This window comes from Myxococcota bacterium (assembly GCA_041389495.1).
Taxonomy (GTDB): domain Bacteria; phylum Myxococcota_A; class UBA9160; order UBA9160; family UBA4427; genus JAWKRT01.
Genome location: JAWKRT010000001.1, coordinates 278,070 through 293,429 on the forward strand (window position 1 = coordinate 278,070; position 15,360 = coordinate 293,429).

At 76.1% G+C, this 15,360-nt stretch carries 15 protein-coding genes; 8 read left to right on the plus strand and 7 right to left on the minus strand.

Annotated elements, in window-relative coordinates; all coding sequences use genetic code 11:
- Positions 1-254: 254 nt before the first annotated feature.
- The 4 genes from R3E88_01205 to R3E88_01220 all read left to right on the plus strand — a co-directional run bounded on the left by R3E88_01205 (position 255) and on the right by R3E88_01220 (position 5,382).
- Entirely contained in the window at positions 255-1,496 is a 1,242-nt protein-coding gene (locus tag R3E88_01205) for an ArsA family ATPase (GenBank protein MEZ4215071.1), read from the plus strand.
- Positions 1,496-2,677, plus strand: a complete 1,182-nt coding sequence (locus R3E88_01210) for a TRC40/GET3/ArsA family transport-energizing ATPase (protein ID MEZ4215072.1) — start codon at positions 1,496-1,498, stop codon at positions 2,675-2,677. Before R3E88_01205 ends, R3E88_01210 begins: the two co-directional genes overlap by 1 nt.
- On the plus strand, positions 2,674-3,552 hold the full coding sequence (locus tag R3E88_01215) for a helical backbone metal receptor (GenBank protein ID MEZ4215073.1): 879 nt from the start codon (positions 2,674-2,676) through the stop codon (positions 3,550-3,552). Before R3E88_01210 ends, R3E88_01215 begins: the two co-directional genes overlap by 4 nt.
- Positions 3,553-3,858: 306 nt before the next feature.
- A complete protein-coding gene (locus R3E88_01220; GenBank protein ID MEZ4215074.1) occupies positions 3,859-5,382 on the plus strand; it encodes a hypothetical protein in 1,524 nt (507 codons plus the stop codon).
- Positions 5,383-5,427: 45 nt separating this feature from the next.
- Here the strand turns inward: R3E88_01220 and R3E88_01225 are convergent, their stop codons facing one another.
- Entirely contained in the window at positions 5,428-6,264 is an 837-nt protein-coding gene (locus R3E88_01225) for a hypothetical protein (GenBank protein MEZ4215075.1), read from the minus strand.
- Positions 6,265-6,373: 109 nt separating this feature from the next.
- Here R3E88_01225 and R3E88_01230 point away from each other — a divergent pair, with 109 nt between their 5' ends.
- The 3 genes from R3E88_01230 to R3E88_01240 all read left to right on the plus strand — a co-directional run bounded on the left by R3E88_01230 (position 6,374) and on the right by R3E88_01240 (position 9,386).
- Positions 6,374-7,549: an AAA family ATPase gene (locus R3E88_01230; GenBank protein MEZ4215076.1), complete on the plus strand. Its 1,176-nt coding sequence runs from the start codon at positions 6,374-6,376 to the stop codon at positions 7,547-7,549.
- Between the two features lie 563 nt (positions 7,550-8,112).
- Positions 8,113-8,514, plus strand: a complete 402-nt coding sequence (locus tag R3E88_01235; GenBank protein ID MEZ4215077.1) for a hypothetical protein — start codon at positions 8,113-8,115, stop codon at positions 8,512-8,514.
- A 59-nt stretch (positions 8,515-8,573) separates the two neighbouring features.
- A complete protein-coding gene (locus R3E88_01240; protein ID MEZ4215078.1) occupies positions 8,574-9,386 on the plus strand; it encodes an SDR family oxidoreductase in 813 nt (270 codons plus the stop codon).
- Here R3E88_01240 and R3E88_01245 read toward each other — a convergent pair.
- From R3E88_01245 to R3E88_01265, 5 genes are all read right to left on the minus strand, one after another.
- Positions 9,358-10,827, minus strand: a complete 1,470-nt coding sequence (locus tag R3E88_01245; protein ID MEZ4215079.1) for a hypothetical protein — start codon at positions 10,825-10,827, stop codon at positions 9,358-9,360. The genes R3E88_01240 and R3E88_01245 overlap by 29 nt on opposite strands.
- Before the next feature lie 81 nt (positions 10,828-10,908).
- Positions 10,909-11,784: a DUF4097 family beta strand repeat-containing protein gene (locus tag R3E88_01250; protein ID MEZ4215080.1), complete on the minus strand. Its 876-nt coding sequence runs from the start codon at positions 11,782-11,784 to the stop codon at positions 10,909-10,911.
- Positions 11,785-11,814: 30 nt separating this feature from the next.
- The gene (locus R3E88_01255) at positions 11,815-12,594 is read right to left on the minus strand and encodes a rhomboid family intramembrane serine protease (GenBank protein ID MEZ4215081.1); all 780 of its coding nucleotides are present in this window, start codon (positions 12,592-12,594) and stop codon (positions 11,815-11,817) included.
- A gap of 273 nt (positions 12,595-12,867) precedes the next feature.
- The gene (locus R3E88_01260; GenBank protein ID MEZ4215082.1) at positions 12,868-13,401 is read right to left on the minus strand and encodes an NUDIX hydrolase; all 534 of its coding nucleotides are present in this window, start codon (positions 13,399-13,401) and stop codon (positions 12,868-12,870) included.
- 11 nt (positions 13,402-13,412) lie between these two features.
- Positions 13,413-14,087: a class I SAM-dependent methyltransferase gene (locus R3E88_01265; protein MEZ4215083.1), complete on the minus strand. Its 675-nt coding sequence runs from the start codon at positions 14,085-14,087 to the stop codon at positions 13,413-13,415.
- Positions 14,088-14,129: 42 nt separating this feature from the next.
- Here R3E88_01265 and R3E88_01270 point away from each other — a divergent pair, with 42 nt between their 5' ends.
- The gene (locus R3E88_01270; protein MEZ4215084.1) at positions 14,130-14,759 is read left to right on the plus strand and encodes an alpha/beta fold hydrolase; all 630 of its coding nucleotides are present in this window, start codon (positions 14,130-14,132) and stop codon (positions 14,757-14,759) included.
- Between the two features lie 15 nt (positions 14,760-14,774).
- Here the strand turns inward: R3E88_01270 and R3E88_01275 are convergent, their stop codons facing one another.
- On the minus strand, positions 14,775-15,242 hold the full coding sequence (locus R3E88_01275) for a hypothetical protein (GenBank protein MEZ4215085.1): 468 nt from the start codon (positions 15,240-15,242) through the stop codon (positions 14,775-14,777).
- Between the last annotated feature and the right edge of the window lie 118 nt (positions 15,243-15,360).

The window sequence follows — 15,360 nt, forward strand, 5'->3', positions numbered from 1 at the left end:
GGATCGCTGCGAACGAAGGCGCCGTGGTGCGCGCCGTGCAAGCGCGCGCCGGGTCGCGGGCATGTCGGGTGTGCGGCTGCGCGAGCGTCTCGCTCGACGAGGTGGTGTGCGACGGCCCGCTCGTGCTGGGCGAGTGCGCGCACTGCGGGCACCGCTTCACGGAGCGCCCCGCGCCGCGCTCCGCACCGGCGCGCGTGCGTCGGGTACGCACGCGTCGTCGGGAGCCGGCGAGGGCCGCGTGATACCGTCGCCGTGTGAGACTCGTGCTCTACACGGGCAAGGGCGGCGTCGGCAAGACGACGACCGCGGCCGCGACGGCCGTGTGCGCGGCCCGCCGCGGGCTTCGCACGCTCGTCGTGTCCGTCGACCCCGCGCACAGCCTCGGCGACGTGCTGGGCGCGCGGCTCGGCGCCGCTCCTTCGCCCGTCGAGGCGCGGCTCCTCGCGTCGGAGATCGACGCGCGGCGCGAGCTCGACGCGCACTGGAGCTCCGTGCGCGACGGCATCGCCGCCCTGCTGCGAGGCCGCGTCGCCGACGAGCGGGTCGTCGAGGATCTCGCGATCCTCCCCGGCGCCGAGGAGCTCGCGACGCTGATCGCCGTCGAGAGGCTCGCGTCCCGCGAGGACTTCGACCTCGTGGTCGTCGACTGTGCGCCCGCCGGCGCTGCGCTCCGCCTCGTGACGCTTCCCGACGTCGCACACGGCGCCGTCCGGCTCGCGCTGCGGCTCGTGCGCGCGGTCGCGGCGACGCGCGGCGCGCTCGGGAGCGCCCGCGCGCAGGAAGCGCGCGTGACGGCGACGGTGGCGCGCGACCTCGAGCAGGCCTTCTACGTGCGGCTCCGCGCCCTTCGCCGCCTGCTGACGTCCGACGCGACGAGCGTGCGGCTCGTGACGACGCCCGAGCGGATTCCGATCGAGGAGGCGCGCCGCGCGCGCACCGAGCTGTCGCTCTTCGGGCTCGCCTGCGATGCCATCGTCCTGAACCGGGTCGCGCCGGACGCGCTCGCCGGGGAAGGCTGCTTCCGCGAGAGGCTGCGCGCGCAGGCCGAGCACCGCCGCGAGCTCGGCCTGCAGTTCGCACCGCTCGCGGTGCTCGAGGCTCCGCTCGCGGTCGAGGAGCTGGTCGGCCCGGACGCGCTCGCCGCGCACGCCGAGGCGCTCTTCGCGTCGGCCTGCCCGAGCGCGCGGCTCGCGAGCGCACCGGCCCTGCGCTTCGAGTCGCCGCGGCGCCGCGGCGCGCGCGGACCGCGACGCGGAGCCGTGTGCCTCCCGCTCCCGGGTGCGCGCGTCGAGACGCTCGAGGTGGCGAAGGTCGGCGGCGACCTCGTCGTCCGCGCGGGGGACGCGCGCCGCGCGATCGCCCTCCCGCGCGCGCTCGCATCACTCGTCGTGGCGCGCGCGTCGCTCGCGCGCGGCGAGCTGCGCGTCGAGCTCGAGGAGCCGTCGCGCGTCGAGGTCGATGCGCGCGCGGATGCGTTCCGCGCCGTCGTGCCCTGATGCGCATCCTGCTCCACACCGGGAAGGGCGGCGTCGGCAAGACGACACTCGCGGCCGCGACCGCGCTCGCGGCCGCGCGCCGCGGGCACCGCGTGTTCCTCCTCTCGACCGACGCTGCGCACGGGCTCGGCGAGGTGCTCGGCGTGCGCGTGGGCGGCGAGCCCGTGCGCGTCGCCGCAGGCGTCGTCGCGCAGGCGTCGACGGCGCTCGACGCGATCGACAGCGGCTGGCCGCAGGTGCGCGCCTGGCTGCGCGAGCTGTTGCGCGGCGATGCCGACGAGGTCGTCGTCGAGGAGCTGCTCGCGGTTCCGGGGATCGAGGAGCTCGTCTCGCTGCGCGCCCTGCGCGCAGTCGAGGCGTCGGGCGACTACGACCTGTGCGTCGTCGACTGCGCACCGACGGGCGGCGCGCTGCAGTGGCTGCGGTTCCCCGACGCGCTGCGCGCCTTCATGCGGCACTTCTTCGAGCTCGAGCGCGCGGGCGCGCGCTGGCTTCGGCCGATCGCGCGGAGCGTCGGTGCCGGGCGGCTGGTTCCGAGCGAGGCGCTCTTCGAAGCCGTCGAGGCGCTGCAGGCCGGCGTCGACGACGTGCACCGCATGCTCGTCGACCCCGCGCGGACGACGGCGCGCATCGTCGTCGAGCCCGAGCGCGTCGTCGTCGACGAGGCACTGCGCGCGTTCGCCTACCTGTCGCTCCACGGCGTGGCGACCGACGCCGTGATCGCGAATCGCCGGCTGCCCGCGCTCGGCGACTCGCCCGCGGCGCGGCTCCTCGCCGGGCGCGCTGCGCGCGAGCGCGAGCAGCTCGAGCGCATCGCGCACTCGTTCCCGCTTCCCCTCCTGAGTGCGCCGCTGTGCGAGCGCGAGCCGATCGGGACGGCGGCGCTCGCGCGGCTCGGCGAGGCGGTGTTCGGCGAGCGCGACCCGGCTGCGCGGCTCGCCGCGTCGCGACCGCTCGAGGTCGTCGAGCGCGGCGCTGGCGCCGTCGTGTCGATCGCCGTCGGCGCCGTCGCTCGCGACGACGTCGAGGTGGACGCCCTCGTGGGCGGCGGCGCACCGCACCTGCTCGTCCGCGTGCGCGACGCGCGTCGACGCATCGCGCTCCCGGCCGGCCTCGCCGGCTGCACTGTCGAGCGCGCGCGGCTCGCGCGCGGGCGGCTCGAGATCGAGCTCGCGCGGTGAGCGCGCGCGGCGCACCGCGGTCGACGCCGGCGCGCATCGTGTCGCTCGTGCCGAGCCTCACCGAGGCGTGCTTCGCGCTCGGCCTCGGCGACCGCGTCGTCGGCGTCACCGACTACTGCGTCCACCCGCGCGACGCGGTCGCGCGCATCGCCCGGGTCGGCGGCACGAAGGACGCGGACGTCGAGGCGATCGCCGCGCTCGCGCCCGACCTCGTGATCGCGAACCGCGAGGAGAACACGCGGCGCGTCGTCGAGGGGCTCGAGGCGCGCGGGCTGCGCGTCTGGCTCACGTATCCGACGACGGTGGAGACGGGCGCGGAGGTCGTGCGCGCGCTCGCGCGCGTCTCGCCGGAGCGCGCGCGCGCGGAGGCCGTGGTCGCCGAGCTCGACGCCGCGCTCGCGACGATCGCGCCGTCCGGGAGCGAGGGGCGCGCAGGCGGGGACGCGGCGATCGGCGGCCCGTCGCGCATGGAGCGGGTGCCGCCGGAGGAGCGCCCGCGCGTCTTCTGTCCGATCTGGCGCGACCCCTGGATGGCGGTCGGCGCCGGCACCTACGCGAACGACCTGCTCGAGCGGTGCGGCGCCCACAACCCGTTCGCGCGCGCGAGCGCGGCGGCCGGCGCGCGCGGGGGCGACCGTCGCTACCCGATCGTCGCGCTCGAGGAGGTCGTGGCCGCGAAGCCCGACGTGGTGCTGCTGCCGGACGAGCCCTACCCGTTCGGGCCCGACGACGCGGCGGAGATCGCGGCGCTCGACGTCCCGGCGGCCCGTTCCGGGCGGATCCACTCGATCGACGGTACCTGGGTGTCGTGGTACGGTCCGCGCATCGCGACGGCCGTGAGGGAGCTCCGGCGGCGGATCGCGATCCCCCGCTAGTTTTGCGGCCGCCGGGCCGACGATGGTCGACTTTCCGCCCCCCGGTGCTCGGATCGGTGCACGGCGAGTGCGTTCTCGGGTAAAGCCCCGCGGCCCGTGCCCGATAACGCACGCGCAGGTGCTGCGCAGGAGCAGTGCGTCGCGCCGGTGCGAGGCGGTGTCCCTGGAGGGTCCGGGACCGCGTGGTCGCGCTCCCGAGATCCGTCTCTCGAGGTGGTCGAACGAATGACGAGTCCGATCCGACTCCCGGACCGAGGGGAGCGCAGGCGTCGCGGTCGACGCGCCGCGCGCTCTCTCCTCGGGGCGGTGGCGCTCGTTGCGCTGCTCGCTCCGCCGGCCCTGGCGACGCGCGTGACCGACGTGCGCGTCGGTCGCCACCCGACGTTCACCCGCATCGTCTTCGAGCTCGACGGCCCGACGGGCTACAAGCTCGACCGCACCGACTCCGGCGGCGCGGCCGAGCTCGTCGTGACGCTCAACGCCTCCGGCAAGGACCAGAAGCTCGCGCTGCCGAAGTCGCTCGTCGACCGCGTCGACGTGCGCTCCGAGGGCCGCTCGACGGTCGCGCGCATCCGGCTCGCGCGCAGCGGCCTGGGCCTCAAGGAGCTGATGCTCAACTCGCCGTCGCGCATCGTCCTCGACGTGCTCGAGGACGCGCCGGCGCCGGCGGTCGCGAAGAGCGCGCCGAAGCCGTCGCCGACCAAGACCGCGGCGGCGCCGAAGCCCGCGCCCGTCGCGAAGGCGGAGAAGACCGAGAAGATCACCGCGCCCGCGGCGGTGGCGAAGCCCGCGCCGGCACCGCGCGTGGCTCCCGAGCCCGCCCCGGCGCCGACGGCCGCACGCGCCATTCCGGCCGCTTCGTCGCCGGCGAGCCCGTCGCCCGCCGGCGGCGCGCGAGCGGTGCCCGAGGATGCCGCGGGCGAGCCCATCGAGTTCGAGACGGCGGAGGAGCCCGTCGCTCCGCGCGCAGGGGCCATTCCCGCGGCGGCCGACGCGTCCCCGCCCCCGGCCGCTGGCGACGAGCCCGTGCGCATCGCCATGGCGACGCCCGACGCACCGACGCCCGCCCAGGCGGCGTCGGCGCCGCGCACGTCGCTGCCGCCCGCGACCACGCGCTCGGCGGCGCCCGTCCCCGGGCCGGACGACTCGTCGTTCCTCGGAACCGGGGCGATCGCACTCGCCGGCGTCGCCCTGCTCGTCGCCGGCGGCGCCGTGATCGCGCTCCGCCGCCGCCGCGCGGGCGAGCTCGACGACGGCGACGACGACGGCGAGATCGGCGACGAGTTCGGCGACGACAACCCGTTCGCCGGGCTCGAGAGCGCGGCCCCGACCGAGGAGGCCGGCGAGCCGGCGACGCTCGGCGGCGCGGTCGACGACGACAGCCAGACCGACCTGTTCGCGGGCACGCCCACGGCCGCCGAGCAGGACGACGACGACGCACCGGCGCCCCGGACGGGCGCCGCACACGCAGCCAAGCCGCCGCACAAGGCGAGTGGCGGGGAAGGATCGAACATGAGCATGGACGGCACGCTGGACTTCGGAGCGGACCCGAACGCGGCGACGGCGATCCCGTCGATGGGCGGCGTCGACACCGACGCGATCATGCGCCTGATCCGCAACCTCGAGTCGCGCGTGAGCGACCTCGAGACGCGGCTCGAGGAGGCGGTCGACGCGAAGGAGCGGCTCGAGCGCCAGGTCGCCGCGCAGACCGAGGAGCTGCGCGTGCAGCGGGCCGCGATCGCGCGCACGCAGCGCGCGGTGCGCAACCTGAGCCAGCCGGTCGAGGACACGCCGACCGAGCCCGCGCTGCGCGAGCCGACGCCGGAGTAGGGGCTGCGGGCGGCGACGCGCGTCGGGCCGCGGCCGGACGCGATCTCAGGCGCGGGCGCGCAGGAGCTCGATCGCTCCGAGCGCGCCCGCGTACGCCGCATCCTCGAGCACGTGGGTCGCGCAGCCGAACGCGCCCACCAACCGCGTCAACGTCTCGACGAGCGCCGCGTTGCCGGGCACCGTCGAGCCTCCGACCGCGACGTCGCGCACGCCGAGCGCCTGCGCGAGCCCGCCGCAGAGAAGTCCCACGTTCTCGCTGACCAGGTGCACGACGCCCGCCGCCAGGTCTTCGCGCGACACGGCGTGCGCGCCGTCGCGCGCGAGCCGGCCGAAGCTCGCGACCGTCGCCCAGTCCGGGAGCGCGATCGCGCCGGGGGCGTAGATGTCCGAGAGCACGAGGTCGACCTCGTGGCGATCGCCGCGCGCCGCGAGCGCCGCGATCTCACCGAACGTCGAGACGCCGAGCAGCGCGCGACCGAGCCCGAGCAGCGTGCCGCCGCCGAGCGCCGTTCCCCCGACGCGCCGCACCGACGCGGGCTCGACGAGCACGACCGAGGTGCCGGTGCCGAGCGACACCATCAGGAACCGCTCCGGCGCGTCGGCGACGCCGCGCGCGAGCAGGTGCCGGGCTCCCGCGCCCCAGGCGGCGAACTCGTCGAAGATCCCGGTCGGGAGCGCGAGCCGCGCCGCGAGCCAGCTCGCGCCGCACCCCGTCAGCGCCACGCGCTCGGGAGAGAGCGCCTCGACCCGGCGCGCGACGGCCTCGAGGTCGATCGACGATCCGCTCTCGAGCCGGACGCCCGTGGGCTCGCCCGCGAGCGCGACCTTCGCGAGCGACGCGCCCGCATCGACCGCCGCGATCCGCTCGTTCGTCCTCGGCATGCCGCGCCGCCTTCGCCGGAGCGCGGCGGCGGCCGCCAGCGCGCCGCGGACGCCCGCGATCCCGTAGCTGAATCAATGGGTTACCCTGACCCGCCGGACCCGAACCGCCATGTATACCGCGTTCTACGGGCTGCGTGAGAAGCCGTTCGCACTCAGCCCGAACCCACGATTCCTGTTCCTCGGTGAAGCGCACCGCGAGGCGCTCGCGCACCTGCTGTACGGCATCGAGCAGGGCGAGGGCTTCATTGCGATCACGGGCGAGGTCGGAACCGGCAAGACGACGCTCTGCCGCACGCTGCTCGAGCGGCTCGGCGCCGAGACGGACGTCGCGTTCCTGTTCAACCCGAGCCGCTCCGGCACCGAGCTGCTGCAGGCGATCTCGCTCGAGCTCGGCCTTCCGGCGGGCGGGCTCACGCGCCGCGAGCTCGGCGACCAGCTGAACCGCCACCTGCTGCAGCGCAAGCGCGAAGGGCGGCGCGTGCTGCTGATCGTCGACGAGGCGCAGAACCTGTCGTCGAGCACGCTCGAGCAGATCCGCCTGCTGTCGAACCTCGAGACGTCGTCGGAGAAGCTGATCCAGATCCTCCTGCTCGGTCAGCCCGAGCTCGACGCGAAGCTCGACTCGCCGCGCCTGCGACAGCTCCGCCAGCGCATCAGCGTTCGCTGGAGCCTGTCGCCGCTCGGCGCGCGCGACACGCAACGTTATGTGCGCCATCGCATGCAGGTCGCCGCCGGCGGACGACGCGAGGTGTTCACGGCGTCGGCGCTGCGCGAGGTGCACCGGCGAACCGGCGGCACGCCGCGACTCATCAACATCCTGTGCGATCGCGCGCTGCTGCTCGGCTATGCGGAAGGTGCGCAGGAAGTGGACGCGTCGACCGTGCGGCGCGCGGCCCGCGAGATCCCGGACGCGCGCGAGCGCGGCGGGCTGCGGCGCGGGCTCCTGTGGGCGGCGATCGGCGCCGCGGTCGCCGGCGCGATCGCGCTCGGCGTCGTCGGGTGGCGCGAGTACGGCGGTGCCCTCGCGGGCGCCGACACGCCCGCCGTCGCGTCGCCGCCGCCCGCCGCGGAAGCGGCGCCCGCCGCGAAAGCGCCGCTGCCGGTCGTCGACCCGGCACCGGCCGCCGATGTCTCGCCGGCCGCCGGGGATGCGGTGCTACCGGCCGACGAGGTGGCGCCGTCGACCGCCGTCGCGGAGCCTCCGGCCGCCGACGGTGCGGGCGTGTCGCCGAGTGGAGGCGCGAGCGCGGAGGCCCCGGCCGGAGCGCGAGAGGAGGGCGCATGAGCGCGATCCTGAAGGCGCTGCGACAGCTCGAACGCGAGCGGCCGCCCTCGCAGGCGGGCGGCGCGAACGATCCGCTCGCGGCTGCGCCGGCCGCGCGTCGCCGCCGCCGCGACGGCGCGGCCGCAACCTGGATCGGCTTCGCCCTCGGCGCCGCCGGCACGGGCCTGATCGCGTTCGCGCTGCTGTCGACCCGAGGCGGTGCACCGGCGCCCGCCGCAGTGGCCGCGGCCGCGCCGAGCGTGCCTCGCGCGGCGGCCGCCGTGCGCGCCGAAGTGGCAGCGGCCGCGCCGAGCGTGCCTCGCCCGGCAGCCACCCGTGCGCCGGCGCCCGCACCCGCCACAGCGCCGTCGCCCGCACCCACCGCAGCGCCGTCGCCCGCGGTCGTGACGCTCGCTCCGCCCGAAGCCGCACCGGCGCCCGCGCCGCGGTCCGCCTCCGCTCCCGCGCAGTCCGCCTCCGTTCCCTCGGCGCCCGCCTCGGTTGCGTCGGCGCCTGCGCCGCGCATCGCCGCCGCGCCCGAACGCGCGGCTCGCGCGCCGGCGACGATCGCGCGGAGCGCGCCCGTGCCGGCACCTCCGGCGGCCGAGCCCATCGCCGCTCCGACGCCGACGGGGGCTCGCGTCGCGTCCGCGGCGCCGGTCGCGCCGGACTCCGCGCCGCGCGTTCCGGCGGCTCCGGACGCCGCGCCCTCGCCTCGCGCGCGCGACGACGAGCCCCGCGTCGCGGTCGTCGCGGTCGTCGCGCCGCCCGCGCCGCTCGAGCCGCCGCTCCTGCGCCCGGTGCGCACGACCTGGCACCCGAGCGCCGAGCGGCGCTCGGCGCGCCTCGAGTCGCCGGCCGGCGCCGCGCGCGAGGTGCGCGAGGGCGACGAGGTCGAGGGCTACGAGGTCGTCGAGATCACGCCGTCGTCCGTCGTCTTCGCACTCGGCGGTGATACGGTGCGCGTCCGCGTCGGCGCGCGCTGAGCGCGCGCGGCGCGTCATCCCGAACAGCGCGCGCGGCGGCGCGGCGGCGGAGGCGGAGCATGGGTCGGCTCGACGGCAAGGTCGCGATCGTCACGGGGGCCGCGCGCGGGACGGGCGCGGAGATCGCGCGGCTCTTCGCGGAGGAGGGCGCGCGCGTCGTGCTCGGCGACGTGCGCGACGAGCTCGGTCGACAGGTGGCGAAGGAGCTCGGCGACGCGGCGCTCTTCGCGCATCTCGACGTCACCGATCCCGCGTCGTGGCAGGCGGCGCTCGCGGAGACGCGCGCCGCGTTCGGCGCGCCGAGCGTGCTCGTGAACAACGCGGCCGTGCTGCTCATGCGATCGATCGCGGACACGAGCGTCGACGATTTCACGAGCGTCGTCGGCGTCAACCTGCTCGGTCCCTTCCTGGGCATCCAGGCGTGCGCGCCCGCGATCGCGGAGGCGGGCGGCGGGTCGATCGTGAACATCTCGTCGACCGACGGTGTGCGCGCGCAGAACGCGCTCGCCGCCTACGCCTCGAGCAAGTGGGGCCTGCGCGGGCTCACGCGCGTCGCGGCGGCCGAGCTCGGGAGCCAGGGCATCCGCGTCAACGCCGTCTGCCCGGAGGCCGGCAACGCGGACATGAGCCGGCCGTTCCTGCCGCCCGAGATGGTGGCGAAGGTCGACCTCTCGCGCGTCGTCGAGAAGATGTTCGGGAGCTACCTGCGGCCGCCGAAGGGCCGCGAGCGTCACGCCGACCGCGTGCGCGACGTCGCGTACATGGCGCTCTTCCTCGCGTCCGACGAGAGCGCGTCCTGCACGGGCGCCGACTTCCTCGTCGACGCGGGGATGACGTCGTTCGTCAAGCGCGGCGATATGCCCGGCGCTTGAGCTCCTCGGGCGTGCGCTCGCCCGGCGGCAGGTTGAAGTGGTAGGGCGACTCGCGCAGGTGGCGCTTCGAGTCGACCTGCACGGCGTTCAGGCGCGCGAGCAGGTGGGTCGCGTCGTACGCGAGAGCGAGCCCGACGAGCACGCCTAGCAAGCGCGCCCGGTCGCGCCCCCACGCGACGAGCGCCCAGCCGCCGAGCAGCGTGACGACGCCCGCGCCCGGGCTCCACAGGTCCCAGTCGTAGAACGCGCCGTAGACCGGGTCCATGACGAGCGCGTAGAGCGTGTACGGAACGGCGATCGCGATCGCGAGCGCCGCCGTCGCAGGCAGCGCGCGCGCGCCGCGGCGCAGCGCGAGCGCGCCGCCCGCCACGAGCAGGAAGAGCCAGCCCGCCGCGTCGATCAGCACGACGTCGTGCAGCACCTCGCTCGCGTGTGTCCACGTGAACAGGTACTCGGGCGGGAGCAGCGAGCTCCCCGCCGCGAGCCCGGCCTGCGCCGCGCTCGACGCGCGCACGGCCTCGAGATAGGCGAGCCACGCGAACGGGCGGCCGAGCACCGGGACGGTCGCGAGGCCCGCGACCGCGAGCGCGGTCGCGCACGCCCACGCGATGCGCCGCGCGCTCCGCGCGCGCCGCCACTCTGCCCAGGCGACGACGGCGAACGAGGGCACGACGAGCACGAGCCCGATGTACAGGAAGGGCGCGAGCGCGGCGGCCGCGGCCGGCGCGGCCGGGTGCGCGCCGCGTTCGATCGAGCGCGCGGCGAGCCACACGTAGCCGCCGATCGCGAACAGCGAGAGCGGGTAGATGTCGACGTAGGCGAGCAGGATCTGCAGCGTGCCGAACGCGCTCGCGACGAGCGCGGCGACGGCGAGCCACTCGCCGCGCGTGCGCAGCACGAGGCGCGCGGTCGCGAGCAGCGCGGCGAGGCCGAGCGCGGCGAGCACCGTGTTCGCGGCGCCGACGACGGCGCGCGCGTCGGCGAGCGGTGCGAGCGCCGCGGCGAGGCGCTGCAGCCCCCAGGCGCCGAGCAGCCAGCGGCCGGGCCCGCCCTCGCCGGCCTCGACGGTGCGCAGGAACACGACGGCGTCGTAGTTGCTGTACGGCGCGGGCGCGATCGCCGCGAGCGCGCAGGCCGCCGCGACGAGCGCCGCGCAGGCCCCTGCGACGCGCGCTCGCGACCACGGCGCGAGCGGCGCGCGCAGCCCGGCCGCGCGCGTCGCGGCCGCGGCGCCGGCGGCCGGCAGTCCGGCGACGAGCAGCGCCGCGAGCGCGACGCGCCAGGCGTCGCGCCCGAGGTGCGCGTAGCTCCAGGTCATCGCGAGGCGCGGCTCGAGGAAGTGGAGTGCGAGCAGCGCGGCGAGCGCCGCGCCGCAGACGATCGCGACGGCGTCCGGCCCGCGGGCGGCGGCGGGTTCGCGCGAGCTCGGTTCGTCGCTCATGCGGGCGCGGGCTCCGTCGGCGCGGGGAAGGCCGCCGGGCGCAGCCTACCGGAACGCCGCCGGCGGCAGCCCACCGGCGCGCTACCGCAGCGAGACCGTGCCGTTCGACGTGCGCAGCTTGATCGGCGTGCCGCCGCGCCCGAGCCGGCCGCGCACGCGCCCGGCGGACTCGTTGGTGCGCGACGAGAGGTCGCGCAGCGTGCGGATCACGCCGTTGTCGACGCGGATGTCGACCTCGGCGTCGACCTCCGCGGGGAGCTCGAGCACGATGCGCCCGTTGCTCGTCGCGAGCACGACGCCGTCGCTTCCCATCTCGTCGATCGAGGCGCGGATCAGGCCGTTCGACGTCGACGCGTCGATCGAGCCGCGGTGGTCCTCGAGCTCGATCTTGCCGTTGCTCGAGCGCGCGGTGAGCCGGCCGCACGTGCACGTGCAGCAGACCTTCGCGTTCGACGTCTCGATGTCGACGTCGCCGACCACGTCGGCGACGCGCACGGCGCCGTTGGTCGAGCGCGCGCAGACCGCGGCGCGCACGCCCTCGATGCACACCTTCCCGTTGTTGGACTGGACGTCGATGCTCGAGCCGCGCGGCACGTGCACCTCGACGTGTGCGTGCGCGTGGCGGTTCCACTTGCGCGGCGTCTCGACCTCGAGCGCGAGGGCGCCCCCCGTCTCGCGGCCGACGACGCGGATCTCGCCCACGACCTCGTGCGCGGCCTCGGCCGACTCCGCGCGCGCGCGCTTGGCGATGCGCACGAGCACGTCCTCGCGATCCTCGCCGACGACGCGCGTGCGGCCGTTGCGGTTCTCGATGCGGATGCGCCCGTCGGCGGGCGCGGGGAAGGTGCGCTCCTCGACGCACTCGGCGCACTCGCTCCACGGGATGCCGCCGAGCAGGCCTCGCAGGAACGAGCCGATGCCCTGGCCGGCGCGATCGTGGGTGCGCGAGTGACTCAACGAGCGTGACTCCTGTCGGCGTCGGGGCCGCTAGTGGAAGCGGCCGCCTCCGTTCGGGTTGCGCCATCGCTCGCGGTCGCGCTCTTCCTCGAGCTTCACCGCGCGCAGCTTCTGGCGCATGCGATGGCGCTTCCAGCGATGGGCGAGCGACTGCAGCGTCGGGGCACCGGGCGTGCGCCCCTCGTTCAGCAGGTAGATCCAGCCGACGATGGCGCCGCCCAGATGACCGATGTGGCTCACGTTGCGCGGGCCCGCCGCGTACTCCATGAACAGCAGCAGCGGGATCAGCCAGATCGCCTTGAGCGGGATCGGCGGGAACAGCAGCATGATGGTCCGGTCGGGCCACGTGAAGGAGAACGCGAGCAGCACGCCGAAGATCGCGCCGGAGGCGCCGAGCGTCGGGAGGCCGACGCTGCCCGGCGCGAAGCCGAGGAAGTAGGCCGCGTACGGCATCGTCGCGATCAGGAAGCCCGCGCCGAAGCCGCACGTCAGGTAGTAGCGGAGGAAGCGCTGCTCGCCCCAGTGCAGCGCGAGCACCGAGCCGAACATCCACAGCGAGAACATGTTGAAGAGGATGTGGAGCGGGTCGGCGTGCAGCCACATGTAGGTGAAGGGCTGCCAGAAACGGCCGCCCTCCCACACCGCTCGCGGAACGACCGCGCCGAACTTCGTGACCGGGTCGAAGCCGTAGGCGGGCTGCGTGAGCTTCTGCGCCACGAAGACCACGACGTTCGCGATCACGATGTTCTTGATCACCGGCGGGGTGATGGGCGGGCCGAAGCCCAGCTGGCTGCCACCGCGTCCGTACAACTCGCGACGCTCCTCGCTGGCCCGATGCCCGACGCCGTTCCCCCTGATCGCCGGGCGCGCGTCGCCTTCGCTCGTCGTCCGCGCCCGGAGGCGCTCGGGAGGATCGGCGGCGGAGTGGTGCGGCGGGGCTCGGGGGTGGGCGGCGGACCCGGTCTCGTGTCGCGGGACGGGCGCGAGCCCCGCACGGGTCCTCTTCGCGCGGAAGCTACGAGTCCTTGATGGGAGCGTCAACGCAATGGGGCATGCGGGGGGCGGAGTGCCCCTGAGCCGGCCCTAGCCGAGCCGTCCGAGGCGCCGCGCCGCGAGCAGGATGGCGAGCGCGCTCTTCGCGTCGGCGAGCTCGCCGGCGAAGACCAGCTCGAGCGCCCGCCCGAGCGGCGTCGGGAGCAGCTCGATCACCTCGTCCTCCTGGAGGTCCTGGCGGGCCGGGGCGAGGTCGAAGGCCGCGAAGAGGTGGATGACCTCGTCCGTGAAGCCCGGCGACGGCCAGATCGACGAGAGGTGCTCGACGCGCCCCGCGCGCACGCCCGCCTCCTCCTCGAGCTCGCGCACCGCGCAGCGCGCCGGGTCCTCGCCCGGGTCGAGCTTGCCGGCCGGCACCTCGAGGATCTCGCCGCCCGCGGCGTGCCGGTACTGGCGGATCAGCAGGATCTCGTCGTCGCTCGTGAACGGCACGACGCACGCGGCGCCCGGGTGCTTGACGATGTCGAGCACGACCGTGCGGCCGTTCGGCAGCGCGACGCGCTCCTTGTCGACGCGCAGCCACGCGCCGCGCCACGTCTCGAGGATGTCGGGAGGGCCGGCCACGGCGGTGGACGCTAGCCGCGCGCGCGGCGCCGCCGCCAGCGCTTCGCGAGCTTCCCCGCCGTGCGCGCGAGCCGCAGCGGAAGCCACAGCGCCGTCGCGTGCGCGACGTCGAGCGCGTCCGTCTCGCGCCGCCGCGGCGCGCGCGTCTTTCGCAGCGCGACGAGCGTGCCCGCGCGCGCGACGCGCTCGTACTCGGGGCGCCGCCGCTCGAAGCGCGCGAGCGCGACGCGCACGCCGCGGTGCGACCAGCGGTCGTCGACGTCGTGCAGGCAGACGATGCCGCCGGGCGCGAGGAGCCGCGCCCAGCGCAGGTCGCGCGTCGCGTCGACCAGCGTGTGGCCGGCGTCGATCAGCACGAAGTCGAAGCGCTCGCCCCGCACCGCCGCCGCGCGGAACGCGCGCGCCGACGACGCCACGCGCAGCTCGACGCGCGCGCGGTCGACGCCGTGCCGCGCGAGGTTGCGCTCGAAGCTCTCGCGCTGTCCGTCGAAGTACCGCATGCGATCGACGACGACGAAGCCGCGCTCGCATGGAAGGCACGCGAGCATCCGACACAGCGTCCCGCCCGCCGCCGTCCCGAGCTCGAGGTGCGCGCCCGCGAACGCTTCGCGCCGGAGGATCGCTTCGAGGAGCGCGAGCTCCTCGTCCGTCATCTCCGCCTCGAGCCGGGCCTGCGATCGCTTCACGGGCCGCCGAGCATAGCCGTGCCGCCGCTATGCTCGGCCGCCATGCGCATGGAGCAGCCGTCGACGATTCCGTTCCTCGGGCAGGAGGGCGAGCGCGGGCTCGCGCTCGAAGGGCTCTACGTGCCGGGGAGCGACGACGAGCCGGGCGTGCTCGTCGCGCCGCCGCACCCGCTCTACGGCGGGAGCGCGCTGAACCCGGTCGTCACGGAGATCGCGCTGCGCGCGCAGTCGCTCGGCATGACGTCGCTGCGCTTCAACTGGCGGGGCGTCGGCGCGAGCGCGGGGCAGGCGAGCGGCGAGGCGCTCGACGCGCTGGCGGACTACCGGGCCGCGCTGCGCTTCTTCGAGGACTGCGTCGGCGGTGCGATCGTCGCGTGCGGCTACTCGTGGGGCGCCGTCGCCGCGCAGCGCGCGGCCGCGGAGTCGGCGCGCGTGCGGAAGCTCGTGCTCGTGGCACCGCCGGCGTCGATGCTCGACGCCGACGCGCTCGAGGCGTTTCCGGGCGAGGTCTGGATCGCGGTCGGGGAGAACGACGAGCTCGCGGACCCGTTCGCGCTCTCCCGCATCGCGGAGCGGGCGGGCGCCGAGCTCGTCCTGCTCGACGACACGGACCACTTCTTCGGTGCGGGAGCCGCGGCGCTCGGCCGCGCGTTCGAGGCCTGGCTTCGCTAGGCGAGCCCGGCGCGCCTACTGCTCGTCGTCGGGCTCGAGCGAGTCGACGGCCGCTCCGATCGGCCGCGTGAACACCCACCGGTAGGGGCCGATCAGCAGCGCATCGGTGAGCTCGCGGTTCGTTCCCGGATGCGTGATCGCGTTGACGGGAGCGGCGATGCCGTAGGTGAGGGTGCCGAGCACGGCGAGCCCGAGGCCGAGCGGGCGGGCGAGCACGAGGTCCGGGAAGCGATCGATCGCGAGCGGCGACCAGCCGTACTGGCGCAGCGAGCTCAGGTGCTCGTGATCGAGCGCCTCGACGTCCTCGTCGCCGAGCTCGGCGAGGTCCTCGTCGAGACCGCCGCTCGTGGCGGCTCCGTCGTCGGCGGCCTCGCCCTCGGCGCTCGCAGCGCGCGGGAGCGCGAGCGAAGCGGGAAGCGCGAGCAGCGAGGCGAGCAGCGCGCACGCGGCGGCGCGCGCGCGGAATCGGGCGAGACGTCGCATTCGGATCCTCCGCGGGACGGCGCAGCATACCACCCCGCGGCCGCGGCCTTGCGATCCGTCGCGCGCTGCGTCGCTGACGCGCGGCGGCGAATGCGCGCCGCGCCGCGCGGCGCGCGGC